Source organism: Parageobacillus sp. KH3-4, from assembly GCF_022846435.1.
GTDB classification, from domain to species: Bacteria; Bacillota; Bacilli; order Bacillales; family Anoxybacillaceae; genus Parageobacillus; species Parageobacillus thermoglucosidasius_A.
The window spans coordinates 3,621,445-3,642,621 of sequence record NZ_AP025627.1 but is presented as its reverse complement, the minus strand read 5'-3'; the positions used below and the strand labels follow the sequence as shown (position 1 = coordinate 3,642,621).

The window sequence follows — 21,177 nt, the reverse complement described above, 5'->3', positions numbered from 1 at the left end:
TACAGCGGTATTGTTGTAAGGGAAAATCAGGGGGCAATCTCTAGCATCTTCGCATGAAACTTTTTCTAAAAAACAGAAGAAGCGAATTAGCTGGTTTATTATTCCAATGAAGCCGTTGTTTTTGTGGTTAAACCAAGCTAGGTCCCAACAAGGGGCTATTTTTATTATGATGTGCATCGACGTATGTTCTATTCATCAATAGCTCATACGTCGGCGCGTATCGCAAAATCTAGAAGAAAAGAGGGGTTTCGTTGAAAAAAGTACGCAAAGCGATCATCCCGGCCGCGGGGCTCGGAACAAGATTTTTACCAGCGACGAAAGCGATGCCGAAAGAAATGCTCCCGATCGTCGATAAGCCAACGATCCAATACATCGTCGAAGAAGCGATTGCCTCTGGCATCGAAGATATTATCATCGTCACAGGGAAAGGAAAACGTGCGATCGAGGACCATTTCGACAACGCCTATGAACTGGAACAAATACTAATGAAACAAGGAAAACTGGATCTGCTCGAAAAAGTGAAAGAGCCATCGAAAGTCGATATTCACTACATCCGCCAAAAAGAACCGAAAGGGCTTGGTCACGCTGTCTGGTGTGCGCGCAACTTCATCGGAGACGAGCCGTTTGCCGTCCTTTTGGGAGATGACATCGTACAGGCGGAAACGCCGTGCTTAAAACAGCTCATCGAACAATACGAGCAAACATTCAGCTCGGTCATTGGCGTCAAACGGGTTCCCGATGAGGAAACGCACCGCTATGGCATTATCGATCCGCTTGAACAGCACGGACGCCGCTACCAAGTCCGCCAATTCGTTGAAAAGCCAGCGCCAGGCACCGCGCCGTCCAACTTGGCGATTATGGGGCGATACGTACTCACCCCAGAAATCTTCTTATTCCTTGAAAAACAAGAAGCCGGCGCCGGCGGCGAAATTCAGCTTACCGATGCAATTCAAAAACTAAATGAAATCCAACGAGTTTTCGCCTACGAATTCGAAGGAGAGCGCTACGACGTCGGCGAAAAGCTCGGATTTATCAAAACGACAATTGAGTTTGCGTTGCAGAATAAGGAATTAAGAGACGATTTGATTCAATTTATGGAACAAACACTTAAAAGAGAAACAGGCTTTGAAGAAGTTTAAGGGACTCCTATAATAAATAGATTAGAAGAAGAGACGGAAAGTGGGGGTAACCCCAGCGAGCGGATGATTTTTTAAGGAATATGCAATACGGTATACAATAAGAAATCAAAACCATAAAATATTATCCGTATTATGATATGCTGTTGTCACTGTTAGCATTACCAATTGCTAATTTTTGCTGTTATTCTGGAAACACCCGGTCCTGAGTCTGTTCTGCAAGAACGGATGGGCTTATATGGAAATTATTTCAAGTGATCGAATTACATTCCACGGAAGTTAATGAGGAAAAGAATGGAGCGCAATAGGCGGTAAAAAGCAGCATAAGAAGGAAAAAGCTTAGCATAAGAAGGAAAAAGCTTTTTTAACCCGAAAAAATCCCTACAAAATCTTGACTCAGTCGACGCCCCGGCACGCCTTATCACCTTCTTGAAGCAGACGGATAAGGGAGCTGGGGCTGGGAAGCGGAATATTCACTTGAAGATATGAGGCATCGTGGAAATGTGAAGGAAATACAGAGCCTCCTGCCAAAGGAGTATTGCCAGCGGGAGGCTGGAATGGCCCATCTGCATCAATCAATCAGGGTTAAAATCCAATCTTTTAAATCAATAATGCGTAAATGTTTTGGGGACGAATCCGTGCCAGTCACAATCATCGGCACTAGCGAATCTTGTTTATGAAGTCCCCCATGGCTTGCCCCTCCAACATGAGTGGGAGAGCCTTCACCGATAAATTCAAATCCTGGTCTAGCACTTGCAACAAGATAATTTCCTCCATGAGAAGTGAGCGAGCTGTGCAATCGGGACAGCGCATCCGGATATTCATCATACAAAATCTGATTGTTCTTTACCGTCAGATCCAAAACGCCTGCATCTCCTGCTATATCCCACGATTGTTCATACTCGTCCACCAATGGTCCATTTGGTTGAAAAATCAGTTTTCCCTGTCGAACTCCAGATATGACGTGAACAGATTCTTTTTCCATCCAAGCAATGACATCCACTCTGTCGTCCTTTTGCAACGTTTTCGCGATATCCGGAAGTGGCGCACGTTCAGGGTTTAATGTATAAATAAAGGCCATTCGTTCATTCACCCCAAGCGCAACCTCATCGCTATCTTTTATCCCATCTTTTAATGCCATGATTTGATAAGAACGAAGGGATTTTCTTAAATCAATTAAGGCTTTGTTCCGATCGGAGTCAATCGGAGCCTGGCCGTTGTCTCCCATGATAATCCAATAATTGCCCTTTAAAGCTTCCTCCCAAGAATCATAGCAGCTCAATATGTTTTGCAGCTGTTTGTCTACTTTGCAGATTCCCTTTATATCCATCGGGCCATGTTTATGGACGATTTTGTCCATATCAGGAAAATAAACAATGGTAAAAGAAGGAAGGGAATCTGTTTCAATCAGATATTTTAATTCTTGGACGGAAAATCGATCATTAAACCCAAATTTTTGCCAGAAATATCCGTTTCGTTTTAAAGGACTGATTTTTGAAAAGGACCCATATGTAAATAGTCGGCTTCCTTTTGTTTTCGCCTCTTTATTCCAAGAAGTGAAAAACGTCAGCAGTCTTGGCAATTTTAGATCATGCTCTGTATTTCCGCGATAAATAAGAGCATTAATGGAAGCGGTTGCTTTTCCTTTCATAGACATTTCTTCATGAATCGTTTTAATTTCTTTGCTTAAATGATGATTGTTCATATGGTATATAATGTCCTTGAGCGAGCGAATGAGTCCAAGCTTGACCAGTTCTCTGATGTGGCTTCCGTAATTGATCAGCCGCTTTTCTTCATCATGAAACCATACTAACCCAGGGATTTTATGAATATTCGCATACACACCTGTTAGCAGCGAACTGTCTACCGTTACAGACATCGTTGGGAAAGGGCTCACGATGTTTGGAAAAACCTTTCCATTTTCCATGAAAAATTGGAATGCAGGAGCGCTTCCTTCTTTTACTGCCTTTTCCAAGGGCGGATACATTAAAGAATCAATAAGAAGCATGATAACACGTTTCTTGTTCGCATATGTCGACATGATTTGATCCATCCTTTTCCTTCTTATCGTGAAACATTTTCATCATTATATATTAACCAATATTTAGGTAAAAGAAACAAGCAATATGGTGATCCAACGATAAATACGTCATGATAATGTGGATACCGGCCGCCTCTACAGAAACTCCAGCCAAATTCGCTGCCGCATCCCGCCATTCTGCTGTTTTTTCCGGGGCGGACCACGAGACCGATAGCCATCCAGGTGCACTAAAATCGCCGTATAAGACATTCACGTATTTCCAGAAAAAGAAATGCTACAGTTTATCGATTCCCATTAAGCCGATGAAAATGAACGGTAACACCATTCCCGCTTTTTTTCCGTATAAGCAGCTGCGTGCTTGTCGCCAACTGGAATTAGGCGATTCCGTTAAAGAAAGGATGGAAACAGGTGAAAAGGCAACCGGTCGCAAAGCAGTCATTGAACATACTGGCTGCTTCCGGGTATCTCGATGTAGTTTGTCGCCCCATCGAAAAAAATTGATGAAGAATATCCGGATGGAAAACAGAATATTCATGAAACCAATCATCAAAGCGCGTGGATGGCAGCGGAAGGGTTAAGAAAAACCAGCCGCCCTGCAACAAGGGCGGCTGGTTTGTGAATATTAATGACTGAATATTCCGTGTATAATTGATTACGACAGCGTCGGATTTGGTCGTTGTTCGGTTTGGAAAATAGTAAGCAATAGGTTTTGATGAATGATGCTAGATGATGCTAAGGTTGGCGTTCAAACTTTCGGAGCAAGTTCAACAGCCACGCGAATGGCTTCGATCATGCTTCGTTCGTCCGCTAGATTTTTTCCTGCGATATCAAAGGCTGTTCCATGATCGACAGATGTGCGGATGATGCCGCCTTTGAGGCCGACGGTGATGTTTACTCCGGCTTCTAGCCCTAACACTTTAATAGGGGCGTGTCCTTGGTCATGGTAGCAAGCTACCACAATATCAAAATCTCCGCGTACTGCACGGTAAAATAATGTATCTGCCGGGTACGGTCCAGTTACATTAATTCCTTCCGATTGAGCTTGGCGGATGGCGGGGATGAGTTTTTCCTCTTCCTCTCCATTGCCGAACAGTCCATTTTCCCCAGCATGAGGATTAATGCCGCACACAGCGATGCTTGGATTTTCTTTTCCTGCTCTTGCTAACGTTTCATGGGCTAGCTTAATGACTTTGTAGGTGCGATCCGGATTGATCATTTCAATGGCTTTGATTAGCCCGACATGGGTAGTAATATGGATGACCTTCAGTTTCGGAGAAGACAGCATCATCGCGTAATCTTGAGTGCCTGTTAAATCGGCCAAAATTTCTGTGTGTCCTGGATATAGATGGCCTCCTTTGTGCAGTGCTTCTTTATTTAAAGGAGCCGTACAAATTGCCTGAATATCCCCGTTTTTCGCTAATTCGATTGCGCGTTTTAAGAATTGGAATGCGGCATCTCCTGCAGCAGCTGATACTTGGCCAAAAGGCAAATCAGCGGGAAGCAAATTTAAATCGATGCAATCGATCGTGCCGTATTGGTAAGTTGCTTCCTTTACGTTTGAAATAGAGTTAATGGTCAATCTAGAATTCGTAATTCGAGTTGCCCTTTCTAGTATTTTTGCATCTCCTATCACTAAAGGGTTGCATTGTTCATAGATGGAGGTGTTTTGGAGAGCTTTTACGATAATCTCTGGTCCTATGCCGGCAGCGTCTCCCATCGTTATTCCGATAACAGGTTTCATTTGACATCTACTCCTTGTAATTGATGGATGGCTTGAATAAATGTATTTTCCGAACCAAAGGCTCCCGCCTTTGTCACTGTATACATCTTTGATTCATGAATTAGTTTCGCTATCGGCACTCCTGGCTCGACTTCATCTAACAATTCAAACCCTGTCGCCCCAATGTTATTGCATACATATTTCGCCGTATCGCCACCCGTTAATATCATTGCTCCAAAATACCCTTTATTAATTAATGTAGCGGAGATCTCTCCTAGGTTTTGGGCGATGAAATTGCTTATTTCTATAGTGCTCCATCCGTTGGCTTCACCTATGGCCTGTACTTGTTTTATTTCATTGGGTGAAGCAGAGGAATAGAGGGCAATATGGTATCCTTGTTTTGCCCAGTTTTCTGCCTGGTGAAAGGCCTTTTCCATTTCCTCATAACGGGACTGGTTATCGCTTACGAGTTTTACGGAATCCACCTGTATTCCTTTCACGTTTTTTAAAGAAAGGGCACGATCGAGCTGTCTGCGGGATACTTGGCTCACACTTCCTACGACTAGCAGGATGGGCCGTTCGTTTGGCTCAATCATGGCCGCTTTTTTTGATTTTTGCAGGCGATATGCTTCTGCTTCGGGAAGATAATTGGCAAGGCCTGCCGAACCGACCCATACGACTTTTTCGTTGATGCGGCACACGTATCGGACAATGCGCTGTAAATCTTCCTCGCTCAAGGAGTCAAAAATAATGTAAGGAATGCCGTTTGCCCGATAGCGATCGAGCTGTTCTTTGACTTTGTCAAATCCGAGACGAAGTGTTTGATAGTCAATCAACCCTATAGGGCGATCTGTCTGCTTGGCAATTAACCTGGGAACATAAGATTCTTTTATCGGGCATTTCGGATCTCGTGATAATTCTGTTTCATGTAGCAATGTATCGTGTAAAAAATGATACCCTTTATAAATGGTTCTCCCGTTTTTAGGATAACCTGGTGCGATAATCATAAATGTCGGTTTGATTGCATCATAAATGGCATCGATTTCCGCTCCTATATTTCCTCTAAGGGTGGAATCGATTTTTTTGTATAGTTGGTTAAATCCCATCTCTTGTAATGTTTTCGCTGCATCCTGTACCTTTTGGTATGCATCAAGCGCGGGAAGCGCTCGGCTATCGGTGTCGACCACAATTACCTCTACTTCCCGCTCGCCAGACAGTCCGGTCAGATCAAACAAGACCTGCGTGACAAGCCCCTTTCTGGCGAATTGTACCCCGGAATCGGAAGCGCCGGTCAAGTCATCGGCAATAATTGCTAGTTTGTTCATCCAGTCTCCCTCCGTATATCAAACGTTTGCCTGGTCGCCTGCCCCGACCCGCTTTGCCCACCAAGCAGTGACGATTGGCACCAAGATGGCGGTGACGATGACACAGGAAGCGACCAATGCAGTGGCTGCGGGAGCTACCGGAGCGTACGCAGAGTTGGCTGCTGCAACTGCCGCAGGGACACCCGCTGCATTGCCGGCTGTCGAAGCGGCCGCCAGTCCGGCTACTCCATTGCCGCCTGTCAACCGGTCAACTACCCAAAGCACCGTACCCGTTACGAGCACGACCGCGATTCCTAGCAAAATTCCTGCGAGTCCAGCTTTCCACACGTTCTGCAAGTTTAGCCCAGCCCCTAGTGCGAACGCAAAAAATGGAACTAACACTGGAACTGCGCGGCCGAGAAATTCGCGTAACTCCCGATCCAAATTGCCAAGAATCATCCCGATTACCAACGGCAAAATCGCTCCTACCAAAGTTTGCCAAGGAAATGCGGAAAGTCCTGCTATCCCAAGTGTTACCATCGTCAAGAACGGCCCCGATTCCAAACTCATGATCGAATAAGCCGCGACGTCCTCTTTTCTGCCAAACTGTCCCATCAACGCCATGTACAACCCGCCGTTTGTGTCGTTCATGGCTGCTACGATCGCCAACACTGACAAACCTGCAAATACCCCTCCGCTGATCATCCCTTCCCCGAGGAATTGGGCGGCAATGATCCCGACCACTGCTGCGATGCCTACTTTGCTGAGGAGTAACGCGCCTCCTTTTTTAAGGATATACGGAGTGGCTTTAAAATCAATCGTTGCCCCCATGCACACATAGAATACAGCAAGGATTGGCAACGCTCCTGTCAGCAGTGCACCTGTGAATGAACCGAATGTCTTCGATGCGGTCGGAAACAATGTGTTGATGATTGCCCCTAAGATTAGCGGAACGATCATCATTCCGCCTGGGATACGATCCAACATTGCCTTGATTTTCATTTCTCCTTCTCCCCCTTACACTCATGTTTAAAAATGAAACAATTTTATAAAATCTGAATATAGAAATCGTTTACATTTTCATTTTATTTAATTTTGTTTTATTTATCAACAATATTTTTGGTTTGTAAATAAAAAACTGAAATAATGTTGCATTATGCAACATTATTTCAGTTTTCTCCATAATGTACTTCTGTTGATTCCTAATCTTTTTGCTGCTTTTGTCTGATTCATTTCCTCTTCTTGAAGTACTTTCCAAATAATATCCTTTTCGATCTCGGCCAACGGTTTATTTAAATCAATGAATGAATAACCCGGTTGGTGGTAGTCATCTATATTTTTAAAAATATTGTTTAAATCTTCTTTACTGATATATTCGTGATTGGCAACCTGAATGGCTTGTTCGATCACATGGCTTAGTTCTTGTAAGTTGTCTTTCCAATTGCGGCTATACAGCCACCTTAGCGCCTCTTCGTGTACACCTACGATTTGTTTTCCATATTTCACGTTATATTGGGCAATAAACTTTCGAACATATTCATCTAAATCTTCCATATATTCTTTTAAGGATGGTAACCGAATTTGGTTTTGTTTAAATTGTTTAAAAATGTGAGTGGATAATTTTTTTTGTCGTAATAAATTAATTGGGCTGTCCTCAAATAAAAAAATAGTACGCGTTTTTGCCTCATGAATCAGTTGTGCTACATCATCTTGATGTTCTAATCGCAGATGTTCGACCCCTTGTAAGACACATGTCCCTTTTTCTGAATGAGCTAAAATGGATTTGAGATGGTCGATAATCTCACGATAATCTGCGAGGATGCGGACGAGCAATAAAAATTCGTCTTTTTGCTTGCTCTCACAATGAATGATCCCAGCTAGCGTCTTTTTTCCAGTGCCTTTTTCTCCGTATAACGCTACTGGTTCATCATGCATCGCAGCTTTTTTTCCTTGATGAATAACCGTCTGGATGGGGTGGCTGTTTCCAACAATTTGCGAAAATGATGTCATAATGGGCTGTATGGCGGTAACCGATAGGCTGTATTCCTCTTGATTATCGTCTTTTTCGGAAAAACGCAAATAATATTGGTTTTCATTTTGATCGGTTTTCAGATATCCTTGCCGCAATTGCACCCATTCATCATTGATTGCGTAAGCATACTGTATTTCAACAGGTTCTATTTCTTGGCATAATTGTTTGTACGCATTGTCGAGAAACGGAAAATACGCATAAATTGACGATTCATCTGAATCGTTTTTCGTAAATGCCAATATTTTTTGAAAGGATGAGCTGGCAAACTGGATGGTGCCATTTTCGTTATAAATGGCTATAGGGATTTTTGTTTTCTGCAGTAATTGTTTATATAACTTTACCTGTTTCGCCGCGTTTTTCATGGCTTGATACGTTTGTTTTGCTTGTTCAAATGCCTCAATGACGGATTCTTTGCCTGAGGTGATTAATATACTCTGAAGTCCGTTTGCTTCGGCTGTCTTGCAGGTGATTGTATCCCCGATAATGGTTTGGGCGCCTTCGGCTTTCGCTTGCCGAACGGCCTCAGCTACCTCTTTCTGATCATGGATAATGGTATAGGGAATATGAACACCTAAAAGATTGGACACAGAAACAAATCCCTGGCATATGTTAGTAAACCCGATAATCCGAAGGTTTGTGTGATAGTCTTTGACTAATGTTAGTATACGTAATATGTCGTAGCCCGATACTTTTATTTCAATGACTGGCAGCGATGTATGCTGGCGCAGTAACTGCGCAGTGCCGCCGCGGCTGATAATGATATCGTAATCTTCTTTTTCGTATTGCTTCGCAATAGGAATAGCCTCTTGCAAATCTCCTTGTACAACTGTAATGTCCAATGATTGTTGCTCTTTGGCAAGAGTTAAGGCTAATTCTTTTAAGCCAGGGTAGGGAGCGATAAATAACGTTTTTATTTTCATGTTTATCAATCACCCATCTTGTTTTGTATTTTGCTACCATTCATTATAGCTCACTTTTGGTTTTGGTGTCTGTGCATTGGAAGTGAATAAACGTACGCGTCACCTTAGTGACTGGAGAAGAACAGACGATTGACTTGCCATGCTCGAATGTCCTGAAATACTATTTTGCCGACGGTGCGTGGTCTTGATCATGTCCGTCAGTCATTAGGCTCGGTGCCTGTCATCATTTAAAGTTCAAAACCAAGATCAAGTATTTCGTAGTGTTTTGTTTGATAACTTTATATCATTGTGATTACAGTAATGTTCTTCCTTCATTCATTGCCGGAAAACAATGATAATACACAAATGCATAAAAATTTGTTAAAATTTTATGTATATTCTAACAAAAATCCAAAGCATCATTTTTCGGAAGCCAGAGAGGCATTCTTTCGTAAAAATTTACATAAACGAAACAAAATCGCCAAATATGTAAAGTAATCTATATATTGAATAAGCGGGTTTGCCGGCCGTTCCATAATCGAAAGAATGGGGGAAAGGCAGTGGAAAGGATAGAAGATGCCTTGTCTTTTGAAACAAAGAGGCAGCCGGGATGGAAACTGTATGTTTCTTTGCCGGTTTTATCGTGGGCGTTGTATGATTTTGCGAATACGATTTTTTCCTCAAATGTGAATACGATTTTTTTTCCGCTTTATGTTTCGGAAACGGTGGGGAAAAGCGAGAGCTTGAACCAGGTCGCCAGTACGTTTATTTCATATGCGAATGCGTTAGCCTCTTTCTTTTTAGTTGTATTTTCTCCTTTATACGGCACATGGATTGACCGGACTGGGCAAAGAAAGAAATGGCTTGGGGTATTTACGGCTCTTTCGGTTGCGGCGACTTTGCTCATGGGCGTTGCCGGATATTCGAATCATGCGAATTTCATTTTTGGGTTGCCGGCGTCTTTTGTAATAATAGTGCTTTTATTTGTCGCAGCAAAGTTTTTTTACCATTCGAGCCTTGTTTTTTACGATTCCATGATCTCTAGTTTAGGGAATAAACAGGAAATTCCGCTTATCTCCGGTTTTGGCGTTGCCGTCGGATATGTCGGAACGCTTGTCGGGCTTGCCGTGTATCCGTTTGTTGGCGAAAAGGATTACTACCGGGCTTTTATTCCAAGCGCCCTTTTGTTTCTCTTCTTTTCTTTACCGCTTTTTTGCTTTGTCAAAGAAGAAGCCGCTGCGCTAAAGCGGAAGACTGGATTTTTTGCGGGTTATCGGGATATTTATGCGACGTTGAAAGAAATGAAAAAGTACCAACACATTTTTACTTTTATGATTGCTTATTTCTTTTTAAATGATGCTGTAGCGACGACGATCGCCATCATGTCCGTTTATGCCAAGGTCATTGCCGGGTTTACGGCGGGGGAATTTATCCTTTTGTATTTAGTTTCCACGGTTTCTAGCATTATAGGTTCCTTTCTTTTTGGCTATATTACGAGAAGCAAAGGGGCGAAAAAAGCGGTTTTATATGTCGGCATCTTGATGTGCATTGCACTGGCGATAGGGGTGTTTGCTTTTTCCAAGCTTTCTTTTTGGCTTGCTGGAAGTTTGTTCGGCGTCAGTTTAGGAGCGATGTGGGTCACTTCGAGAACATATATTGTCGAACTTTCTCCGAAAGACAAGCAAGGGCAGTTTTTCGGACTGTTCGCTTTTTCCGGAAAAGTGTCGGCCATCATCGGTCCGGCGATTTATGGAAGCATTACCCTCCTTCTCCATTCATACGGAAACATTGCCAATCGGTTGGCGATGGGATCGTTGCTGTTGATGGTGCTCCTTGGCATTTTCTTTTTGCGAAAGGTAAAGCCACAGGCGCCTGCCGAGCCGGAAAGCTGACGGGAGATTTTATGGGTGCTTGTCACATGGTCAAAGGCTATTTTGTTAAAGAAGTGATGGAAACATGTAAAAAACAACTGGCCGCAAAACCGTCATGGAATACATCGACCACCGCCCAAGCGCTCAGCGCCCCTTATCGCCTCATCGCAAAAAAATTCACGAAGAACTTGGCTGGAGAATATTCGTTGGAACCAATCATCGAAGCGCGTGGATAGTATCATCGGAAGAAGGGAAGATGGCAGGCTACTCTTGTTGTCAGGGTAGCTTGTTTGTTTATTATTTTTTTGTTTAGATAATAGCTTGCATGTTACAATTGTAATAGCAACTGACGATATACGAGGGGGGGATAGCCGTGATCAAAGCAGTGCATGGGGACATTACCAAGCTTGAAGATGTTTCATATATTTGCAACGCGGCAAACGGAATCGGCCCGATGGGGGGAGGAGTGGCGGCCGCGATTCGCAAAGCCGGCGGCCGCGAGATTGAAGAAGAAGCGATCAACGTTTGCAAGGAACAAAATCCGCAGCCCGGCGATCTTTATGTCACCCGTGCGGGAACCCTTCCGTTTCAGCGCGTTATTCATCTAGTAACGATGAAAGAGCCAACAGGGGCAACTTCTTATGACATTGTCAAAACGTGCTTACACAATTTAGTCGATTATTGCCAAAAACATGGAATTGACAAAGTGGCCCTTCCCGCTTTGGGAACAGGGGTAGGAAATTTGGACAAAACAAAAGTCGCCGCCATTTTCAAAGAAGTGCTGGAGCCGGTGAAAGACATTGAATTCATCGTTGTTGATATTGACGAAGCGTTTATCGCGTTATTCGCTGAAAAAGGCAACCTTTCCTAAAAGGAGCAGAGCGTTTTCCTCTTTTGCGTTCTGCTCCTTTGGTGTGTTTGTATCGGCTTTTTTTCCAGCTGAATAAGAATGCCCGCTGGCTATTTCCGCCGACAAGCGTGCCTGCTAGGCTTTAGTATGCGCAAAGATGTGTACAAGGAAGGGCGATGGATGATACAAAACAAGTAAGATGGGAATGAAGTAAGGGGACAAAACGAAGATCAAAACATGTAGAAAAAAAGCCTCCTGCTAAAGGATAAGAGGCTTTTAGTGCTAGCATAAGCGCCTGGCGCTGTGTTTTTGCCCATTTCATAGTTGTTTTGGCGCTAATGCAGTGGACTCCCTTTTAATCAGTTTGGATGAGAGCAGAATTTCTTGGAACGGTTCATTTTTATTCTCCATTCTCCAGAACAGTAGTTCTACTGCTCTTTTTCCATACAGTTCCAAATCAATGTCGACAGTTGTTGTTTTTGGTTTCGCTATTTTGGACAGCTGTCCGTTATCATAGCTACACACGGATGCTTGGTCTGGAACTTGAATGCCGTGCTGTTGCAGGCATGAATTAACGAGAAATCCTAATCCGTCATTGGCGCAAAACCACGCGGTTGGCTGTTTTTTTAATTGTTGAATATATTGGAGCACGACTTCTTCTTTTTCTTCTGCGTTTGTGAAAATAAAATCTTCATTTGGTTTAATTCCATGTTCTTTCAAGGCAAGTAAATACCCTTCATATCGTTCTTCATAACTCGGCGAATAATCGATATTGCCGATAAAAGCGATGTCGCGGTGATTGAGCTCGATTAAATGCTGAACGGCAAGGTAGGCGCCAAAGCGGTTATTTGTTAATACGGCATCTGCCTGAATATTGGGATGGTGGTGATCAACAAGTATCGTCGGAATACCGGTTGAAATCACTTTATTAACGTATTCTGTGCTGATGTGCGAAAGAATCAAGATGCCGTCTACCATTTTGTTTTCGATAAATGAAGGCAAAATAAGCCGTTCTTTCTGTTCTTGGTTGACCGATTGAATGTGCAAGTTCATGCCTCGCTTTATTACTTCTTTTTCAATGCTCAAATAAATTTCTCCAAAAAAATTTTTAAAGGAAAATGTCAAATCCGAAGCGATTAACCCGATGTTCCCCGTTTTTCCTTGTTTCTTTTTCTTTCGTTCTCCTGGATATTGGTATCCCATTTCTTCGGCAACGCGTTTGACCAGTTTCCGCGTTTCTTCGCTGACTCCTTGTTTTCCCCTTAATGCTTGTGATACGGAATTTTTCGATATATTTAATCGATCTGCAATATCTTGCATCGTTACTTTCTTTTTCATTTTCCACACCCGCTGTTCTCGCAACATCATATACAAGGTTATAAAAAATATTTGCATGAACCAACCAAAGACAGAGGATAACATACTGCACTTGAGCGGTATCATAGAGGGAACGATGCCTGTTTAGAGCAAGTATCCCATTTAACTATATTGTAATAAGAATAAACGAAATTGGAAAGAAAAGAAACGATTATGGAATCAATAATGAGAAAGTGGTTCTGTTTCGGCATTTCTAGATGATTCCCAGTCAATGAAAATCAATGTAAGTAATGTAACTTACAAATATACATGATTACATTACATTTGTAATATACATATCTTTTTTTGTTCATGCAAGTTTTTTATTTTTCACAGAAGTTTAACAGCATTTAATATTTTGTAATGTAATTCGCGAAAAAGGTATTGACTATCATATTGAAAGATGAAATAATTATTTTGGAATTACAAGTAGAAAATGTAACGTTACAGATTTGAATCCATTCGTAGTATCGTACAGCCTCTTTTTTATGCGACAATTTTAAAGCGTTTTCAAAAAAGGAGTGCGCGTCAACATCGCTTTTAACGTTTTAGAAAGTTTTTGACTACTGCAATGTTGGTGAATGAAAAGGTTGGAGGAGATTTATGGTGAGAGTCAACCGTTTTCTGGAAAACCCGCTAATTACTCCGAACGATGTGAAACCATTTCATCGCGACCATGAAGTGATAGGGGTTTTTAACGCTGGGGTCGCCCAGTACAATGGCGAAGTGCTGTTATTGCTTCGCGTCGCTGAACGCCCAATTAGTAAAGATCCGAAGATTGTCAAAGCTCCTGTTGTTGATTTTTCGAGCGGAGAAGGAAAACTAAAAGTTGTCGAGCTGCATAAAGATGACGCGAGGTTTGATTTTTCCGATCCACGAGTTGTCCTTTACAACGATTCGGATCGCAGAGTCGCTTATTTGACGTCTTTGTCGTATATTCGTATTGCCCGTAGTAAGGATGGCCGCCGCTTTACCATTGATGAAACCCCTTTCATCTATCCGGGAACGGAACGGGAAGCATGGGGAGTTGAAGATCCGCGCGTGACCCAGATTGATGATACTTATTATATCCAATATAGTGCGGTGTCGGCTGAAGGGATTGGTGTAGGTCTTGCATCGACAAAAGATTTTGTCACTTACGAACGTCTCGGATTAATTTTTCATCCTGAAAATAAAGATGTCGCTATTTTTCCTGAAAAAATTAATGGAAAATACTATGCATTACATCGCCCGGTGCCAAAAGGAATTGGCCGGCCTGAAATTTGGATTGCAGAATCCGATAATCTTCTTTATTGGGGAAATCATCAATACTTGCTGGGCCTCAGTGAAGAAGGATGGGATAGCGGCCGCATTGGTGGAGGCGCAGTCCCGTTTAAAACAGAGAAAGGCTGGTTAGCGATTTATCATGGCGCTGATAAAAATCATCGCTATTGTTTAGGAGCAGTGCTGCTGGATCTTCATGATCCGACCAAAATTCTCGCCAAAACAGAAGAACCTATTTTAGAACCGGAAGAAGATTATGAAAAAAATGGATTCTTTGAGAATGTAGTGTTTACTTGCGGTGTAGTTGTAGAGGAAGACACCGTTAGAATCTACTATGGCGCGGCTGATGAATCCATTGCCGGCGCAGAACTCAGTCTGCAGGAAATAATGGCGAAATTAATTTATCGATAAACAACTAATGAAGCATGGCCAAATGTTTCATCAAAGCAGTGGGTTTGGCCTGTGTGGTTATCTGAAAAGTGCGCAGAACCATGCCAATTTTCAAATTAAAGGCATGTTAGTTTAAATGTGCATAAAAAGGGGGAGGAAAAACATGAAAAAGAAAGGGTTTACGAAACTCATTGCCGCGTTGCTTGCCGTGGCTCTCATTGGTACGGGGTGCCAAGGGCAAAATGAAGGGAAAAATGCAAAAGGGGATGGAGCTAACAACGTTGTTGAAATTGATTTCTGGGCCGCGCCTAACCCGACACAGCAATCGTTTTGGAAAAAGATGGCCGATGGTTATATGAAAGAACATAAAAATGTGAAAATCAAGGTTTCACCAATGCCGGAAAGCCCTTCTTCTGAAGCGGGAATCCAATCCGCCATTGCGTCGGGACATGCCCCGGTGATCTCCGAAAATATTTCTCGAGGTTTTGCTGCCCAATTAGCTGCGAGCCATGCGATTGTACCGTTAGACGAATTTAAAGGTTTTGCTGAATTAATTAGCAAGCGACAAATGAAGGAAACGATTTCAGGATGGAAGTTTGCCGATAACCATCAATACGTCTTGCCGATTTACTCGAATGCGATGTTGTTTGCTTGGAGAATGGATGTTCTAAAAGAGCTTGGGTATGATGCGCCGCCAAAAACATACAGCGAGGTTATTGAACTTGGCAAAAAATTAAAGAAAAAATATCCTGACAAATTTCTGTGGGCGCGGGCTGATTTAGTAAAACCAACATGGTGGGCAAGATGGTTTGATTTCTTTATGTTATATAATGCAGCTTCGAATGGAAACAACTTTATAAAAGGAAATAGATTTGTCGCGGATGACGAAGCGGGTGTAAAAACCCTTCAATTCTTTAGCGATTTAAGTAAAAACGATTTGTTATTGACGAGAGAAGCAACCGACCCGTTTGAAAATGCGACAGCCATTATGGTCGATTTGGGGCCATGGACATTCCCGTATTGGGCGGAAAAATTCCCGGAAATGAAGTTTAAGCAAAATTATGTTTTATCTTTGCCGCCTGTGCCAGATGATGTAGATCCAAACAACGTCAAAACGTTTGCGGACACAAAAGGCCTTGTCATTTATGCTTCTGCTACGAAAGAGCAACAACAAGCTGCGTTCGACTTTATTAAATGGGTATATTCTGATGCAAATAACGATTTAGCTTGGTTCAAACAAACGAATTTGCCACCTGCGCGTGATGATTTATCAACAAATGAAGCGTTTGCCTCTTATCTTGCGGAAAATCCTCAATTAAAACAATATGCGGAAAATATTCCAAACGCGATTCCGCCTATGGATAATGAAAAAACAGTAGAAATTCAAGAATTAATCGGCAAAGAAGCGTTAAATCCGGTTGTGAAAGGGCAAAAAACGGCTGATAAAGCTTGGGGAGATATGAAGAAAGCCATTAACGGGGTGTTAAAGTAAATGAATAAAAGAACGACAAGGTTGGGGTGGCTTTTGGCCAGCCCATACCTTATCTATTCCATCATATTTTTTCTGTTTCCGCTTTGTTGGGCCATTTATTTAGCGTTTACAAACTGGAATTTAATTGCTCCTGATTACGAAATGGTCGGACTGCAAAATTTTATCGAAGCGTTTTTTAGTAAGAGCGTACGGGCTGCGTTTTGGGTCACTTATAAATTTATGTTGATGTTTGTTCCTATCGTTATTGCGGGATCACTCTGTTTAGCTTTGATTATCCATTCTTTGCCTAAGCTGAAAGGTTTGTTTTCGGTAGGATATTTCTTGCCTTATTTGGCATCGGGAGTGGCTTCTGCCATTGTCGTCAATGGGGTATTATCTTATAACAGTCCACTAAACACGTTCTTTCGGCATTATTTCGGTTTGGACATTGATTGGTTAGGTTCCCCGATTTTAGCGCCGTTGATCATCGCTCTTATGATGGCGTGGAAATTCATGGGATACTATGCGTTGTTGTTTTTATCTGGTTTAGAAAGCATACCGAAAGAAATCTATGAAGCAGCTGAAATAGATGGCGCCGTCGGATGGAAAAGGTTTTGGCACGTAACCGTTCCCATGCTGTATCCGTCGTTTTATACCGTCACCATTTTAGCAGTAGGTTTAATGTTTGGAATCTTTACGGAACCATACGTATTAACGGGCGGAGGACCAGATTATTCAACACATACATGGCAGCTGGAAATTTATAATCAGGCATTCGAAAAATTAAATGCCGGATATGGGACAGCAATAGCGATCATCAATTCTGTTGTAACGTTCGCGTCGATTCTCGTGTTTAGAAAGGTTTTAGAAAAGTGGGGTGCAAGACATGGCTGGGAGTAAGAAATTAAAGACCGCGTTGTTATACGTATTGGCTTTTGTTGTTCTGATCATCATGGTGTTTCCTTATTTATATATGATTTTAAGCTCCTTAGCCCCATGGGAACAAGTTGATCGTAAAATTATTCCGACGAAGTTGACCCTGCGATCATATGAATGGTTATTTACTGGCGGGGATGGCGTTGTTCCGAGACCATGGCTTCGCGCCTTCTTTAACAGCATATTTGTCACCTTGTCTTCTACTGTGCTCATGCTAGTGACGGCGATTCTAGTAGGATATTCTTTAGCTAAATTAAAGTTTAAAGGCAGCCGTTTTCTCAACAATGTCATTTTGTTTCAAATGTTTTATCCGGCGGTTATCCTGTTGATTCCACTCTTTTTGATTGTTCGTTATTCTGGAATGTACGACACGTATTGGGCGATGATCCTGCCGAAAGCCGTGAGTTTGTGGGCGATATTTATGTATACGAACTTTTTCCGCAGCGTACCCGATGAGTTAATTGAAGCGGCGAAAATGGATGGCGCAGGGCAATTAACCATTATTGCGCGAATTGTCTTGCCAATGTCTAAGTCCATCACAACGATTATATTCCTATTCCTCTTTATGGAAAGATGGGTAGAACTTTTATGGGATATGCTGGTAGTTAACAATGAAAAAATGCTGACGCTGAACGTACTGCTCGCACAAATGTTTGGCCCATATGGAGCGTATCCGGGACCAATGTACGCGGCTTCTGTATTATTGACATTTCCAATTCTGATCCTGTTCATTATCTTTAGCAAAAACTTCAAAGAGGGAATGCAGTTTGTATTGAAGTAATGGTTGTCCAAGGAGGTTTGCTGCGAGAAACATTTTTTATAAAATGAGAGACCGCCTACGAACTATAAATAAGGTTCGGTCTCTTTTTCTTTGCAATGAGGGGGGAGTAAATCTTGTTAATCAATAAAAATTGGAAAATACAGTATTTCGATGTCGGGCAGGTAAGAGATTTGACGATTGCCGATCCAAACTATATTGATCACTTTTGGATGTCCGCAAAGGTGCCAGGAGATGTCCATTCGATTTTGCGAGAAAAAAATTTGCTTGATGATCCCTTTTTTGGCCATAATGATTTGAAAGCAAAATGGGTCGAAGAAAAAGTTTGGTGGTATCGTACCGAATTTACATTTGAAAAAGATGGCTTAGATCCAGATGAACGGCTGGAGTTGATTTTTGAAGGTTTAGATACTTTTGCGACGGTTTATTTGAACGGAGTGGAATTAGGGTCTACGGAAAATATGTTTATTTCTCATACTTTTGATGTTACTAGGGAAATCGTGAATGGAAAAAATGTTTTAGCTGTCAAATTTAATCCTGTTTCCTATCAATTAAAGGATAAGGAGAAGAATTATTGGGCTGGATTTGACAAAGACCGCATATGGGCGCGCAAGGCTCAATATCATTTTGGCTGGGACTGGGGACCGCGAATTTTAACGGTAGGAATTTGGAAAGATGTGCGCTTAGAAAAAAGAAAAATTGCCAAAATCGAAAGTGTTTATGCAAGAACGCTGGACATCCAAGATTCCCGGGCGCTTGTGCAAATTGATATTTGCACCAAAAACTTTGTCAGGGGAAAACAGTTACGTGCAGAAATTATGTTAAAAGATCAAGAACAACAGTTTTTCCGAGCTGTAAATATGGACAAAGATCGGGCGACGCTTACGTTGAATATCGACCATCCGAAACTTTGGTGGACGCATGATTTAGGAGAACCACATCTTTATCAATTGGCGGTCGTTTTAAAATGGGAAGATGAAGTTCTCGATACATACGAAACAGAAATAGGGATTCGCACGATTGAAGTCATGCAAAGAGATCGCGAAGGAAATCGGCGGTTTACCTTTGTGTTAAATGGAGTAGAGATTTTTGCCAAAGGGGCGAACTGGATTCCTGTTGACAGCTTTTTAGGATCTGCGCCGGAATCGCGCTACCGTCATCTTATTCAACTAGCAAAAGAAGCGAATATGAATATGCTGCGCGTATGGGGCGGAGGGATTTATGAAAAAGACGTTTTTTATCAAGAATGCAACCGCCAAGGAATTTTAGTTTGGCAAGACTTTATGTTTGCCTGCGCGCTATACCCGGATTACAACCGCGATTATATGGAAAACGTCCGCAAAGAAGTGATTTCGGTTGTTAAGCGGCTGCGGAATCATCCTTCGATCGCTTTATGGTGTGGAAATAACGAAAATGATTGGCTATATGAAGTGGAGCGTGCTGCTGGCAACATTCATACACCTTTTTACGGGGAAAAAATCTATCATGAGTTAATTCCTGAACTATTGGAAGAGCTAGATCCTTCTCGATTATACTGGCCAAGCTCGCCATATGGCGGAAATGATCACAATTCGGAAGAGGAAGGGGACCGTCATAATTGGCAAGTTTGGCATGGGAATATAGAACCTCGCAGATTCGGACAAAATTTAGGGCAAAACATCAGCGTGGAGGGGGTTTCGTTTCGAAATTATAAAAAGGATCACGCACGGTTTTGCAGCGAGTTTGGCATGCATGCTTCTGCGAATCGCTATACGCTGGAAAAAAATATGCCTGAGGGCACTTTTTATTGGGGCAGCGATGAATTGGCGTATCGGAATAAAGATTACCATCATATAAAAGGGATTTTGTTAATGGAAGGGTATACCGGCATTCCAAAAAATATAGAGGAATACATGAATTATTCGATGCTCACACAGGCCGAAGGCTTAAAGTACGGAATGGAACATTACCGCCGCAATAAACCGCAAACAAGCGGTGCTTTAATCTGGCAATTGAATGACTGCTGGCCTGGCACGAGCTGGTCTATGATCGATTATTACCTGTTGCCGAAAGCTTCATATTACTATAGCAAAAAATTTAATGCCCCGCTTGTATATACGCTTGAACATGACCCTGGCGATGATTTGCATTTATGGGTTGTGAATGACCAATTGGAAGATGTAAGAGATACGCTGGTGCTCGAAGTATTTCGATTTAATGGCGAGCTAGTGTATTCCAAAGAATTTTTTATCCATGTGAAGGGAAATGTTTCGCTTCGTATTGCTTCCTTGACCGAAGCGGAGGTGTTGCAAGGAGAGCCCGCTGAACAAGTGGTTGTCCGTTTAAAATCGTTGAATAAAAAAGCAGAAGAAAATTATTATTACTTGCGAAATCATAAGGACCTCCAGCTCCCGAAAGCGAAGCTGCAAGTAAAAGTGATCCCGGAAAAACAAGAAGTAGCAATTCGTACGGATTGTTTTGCCCGTTTTGTCAAACTGGAACTTCCGGGAGAGAAAATTGTTTTTTCGGATAATTTCTTTGACTTGCTTCCTTTGGAGCGAAAGATCATCAAGATTAGACATTTAGATGGCCAAGCCGTTTCTTTAGAAGGCTTAAGCGTATCCGCCATCAACGGCAGTGCTTGACCGGATGTTTTCACCGAAATTGAGCAACAGGCGCTTCCGTTTGTATTATTGGGCAATTATGCTTCGGCACGCCAACATTATGAATAAGGGGGATCGGCCTTATCTATTTTTTAAGAATGCTAGATATTTTGTAACGTTACATTCATTTATGTAATGTTAATAATAATGGATCGTAATTTGAGAAATAAGAGGTGTTTATCTTTCAATTAAGTCCGGAACTTTGTGTAAAAAAGAAGCGATACAAAGTGGTTTTATTTGCCGGCGCTCTAAGTCCGCTGGGCTGGGAAAAGAGGCTTGACACAAATAATTAGGACTTGGCGAATCATTAAACTTGAAAAAGCAAAATTAATAAAAAATGATTGACTAAATGTATTTGTAATGTAAAATTTAGTGTTGTAATCTTTAGAGGTTGTTTATAGATGAACTCGCTCTGCAGAATAATACTTTAAATCAGGGACTGTATTATTTGAATACTTGACTGTTAAGAAAGCGCGAATGTTAAATAT

Annotated in this window: 16 protein-coding genes; 9 read left to right on the top strand and 7 right to left on the bottom strand. The window is 42.1% G+C overall.

Annotated features, from left to right (window positions below):
• Window positions 1-251: 251 nt before the first annotated feature.
• Window positions 252-1,139: a UTP--glucose-1-phosphate uridylyltransferase GalU gene (galU, locus tag MWM02_RS18445; RefSeq protein WP_064552754.1), complete on the top strand. Its 888-nt coding sequence runs from the start codon at window positions 252-254 to the stop codon at window positions 1,137-1,139.
• Window positions 1,140-1,707: 568 nt separating this feature from the next.
• Here galU and MWM02_RS18440 read toward each other — a convergent pair.
• The 6 genes from MWM02_RS18440 to MWM02_RS18415 all read right to left on the bottom strand — a co-directional run bounded on the left by MWM02_RS18440 (window position 1,708) and on the right by MWM02_RS18415 (window position 9,153).
• Window positions 1,708-3,177, bottom strand: coding sequence for an alkaline phosphatase family protein (locus tag MWM02_RS18440; RefSeq protein ID WP_064552924.1), 1,470 nt, complete (start codon window positions 3,175-3,177; stop codon window positions 1,708-1,710).
• 274 nt (window positions 3,178-3,451) lie between these two features.
• Window positions 3,452-3,616, bottom strand: coding sequence for a hypothetical protein (locus MWM02_RS18435; RefSeq protein ID WP_244402654.1), 165 nt, complete (start codon window positions 3,614-3,616; stop codon window positions 3,452-3,454).
• Window positions 3,617-3,922: 306 nt separating this feature from the next.
• A complete protein-coding gene (gene pdxA, locus MWM02_RS18430) occupies window positions 3,923-4,918 on the bottom strand; it encodes a 4-hydroxythreonine-4-phosphate dehydrogenase PdxA (RefSeq protein WP_244402653.1) in 996 nt (331 codons plus the stop codon).
• Window positions 4,915-6,222, bottom strand: a complete 1,308-nt coding sequence (locus MWM02_RS18425) for a four-carbon acid sugar kinase family protein (RefSeq protein WP_244402652.1) — start codon at window positions 6,220-6,222, stop codon at window positions 4,915-4,917. The genes pdxA and MWM02_RS18425 overlap by 4 nt, the downstream gene beginning before the upstream one ends.
• Window positions 6,223-6,240: 18 nt before the next feature.
• Window positions 6,241-7,203, bottom strand: coding sequence for a 2-keto-3-deoxygluconate permease (locus MWM02_RS18420; protein WP_064552750.1), 963 nt, complete (start codon window positions 7,201-7,203; stop codon window positions 6,241-6,243).
• Between the two features lie 162 nt (window positions 7,204-7,365).
• Complete coding sequence (locus MWM02_RS18415; RefSeq protein ID WP_244402651.1) at window positions 7,366-9,153, bottom strand: sigma-54-dependent Fis family transcriptional regulator; 1,788 nt, start codon at window positions 9,151-9,153, stop codon at window positions 7,366-7,368.
• Window positions 9,154-9,692: 539 nt separating this feature from the next.
• Between MWM02_RS18415 and MWM02_RS18410 the strand changes: the two genes are divergently transcribed.
• The 3 genes from MWM02_RS18410 (at window position 9,693) to MWM02_RS18400 (ending at window position 11,874) form a co-directional block, all read left to right on the top strand.
• Window positions 9,693-11,024, top strand: coding sequence for an MFS transporter (locus MWM02_RS18410; protein ID WP_064552748.1), 1,332 nt, complete (start codon window positions 9,693-9,695; stop codon window positions 11,022-11,024).
• Between the two features lie 26 nt (window positions 11,025-11,050).
• Complete coding sequence (locus tag MWM02_RS18405; protein WP_064552747.1) at window positions 11,051-11,239, top strand: hypothetical protein; 189 nt, start codon at window positions 11,051-11,053, stop codon at window positions 11,237-11,239.
• 137 nt (window positions 11,240-11,376) lie between these two features.
• Window positions 11,377-11,874, top strand: coding sequence for a macro domain-containing protein (locus MWM02_RS18400; protein WP_064552746.1), 498 nt, complete (start codon window positions 11,377-11,379; stop codon window positions 11,872-11,874).
• Between the two features lie 297 nt (window positions 11,875-12,171).
• Here the strand turns inward: MWM02_RS18400 and MWM02_RS18395 are convergent, their stop codons facing one another.
• Entirely contained in the window at window positions 12,172-13,191 is a 1,020-nt protein-coding gene (locus tag MWM02_RS18395; protein WP_064552745.1) for a substrate-binding domain-containing protein, read from the bottom strand.
• A 621-nt stretch (window positions 13,192-13,812) separates the two neighbouring features.
• Between MWM02_RS18395 and MWM02_RS18390 the strand changes: the two genes are divergently transcribed.
• The 5 genes from MWM02_RS18390 (at window position 13,813) to MWM02_RS18370 (ending at window position 20,671) form a co-directional block, all read left to right on the top strand.
• Window positions 13,813-14,883 carry a BtaManbiosPhlase gene (locus MWM02_RS18390; protein ID WP_064552744.1) on the top strand — a complete coding sequence of 357 codons (1,071 nt, stop codon included), beginning with the start codon at window positions 13,813-13,815 and terminating at the stop codon, window positions 14,881-14,883.
• A gap of 142 nt (window positions 14,884-15,025) precedes the next feature.
• Window positions 15,026-16,354, top strand: a complete 1,329-nt coding sequence (locus MWM02_RS18385) for an extracellular solute-binding protein (RefSeq protein WP_244402650.1) — start codon at window positions 15,026-15,028, stop codon at window positions 16,352-16,354.
• Complete coding sequence (locus MWM02_RS18380; protein ID WP_042384216.1) at window positions 16,355-17,233, top strand: carbohydrate ABC transporter permease; 879 nt, start codon at window positions 16,355-16,357, stop codon at window positions 17,231-17,233.
• Window positions 17,220-18,050 carry a carbohydrate ABC transporter permease gene (locus tag MWM02_RS18375; RefSeq protein WP_244402649.1) on the top strand — a complete coding sequence of 277 codons (831 nt, stop codon included), beginning with the start codon at window positions 17,220-17,222 and terminating at the stop codon, window positions 18,048-18,050. Before MWM02_RS18380 ends, MWM02_RS18375 begins: the two co-directional genes overlap by 14 nt.
• Window positions 18,051-18,163: 113 nt before the next feature.
• Window positions 18,164-20,671, top strand: a complete 2,508-nt coding sequence (locus MWM02_RS18370; protein WP_244402648.1) for a beta-mannosidase — start codon at window positions 18,164-18,166, stop codon at window positions 20,669-20,671.
• Window positions 20,672-21,177 lie beyond the last annotated feature (506 nt).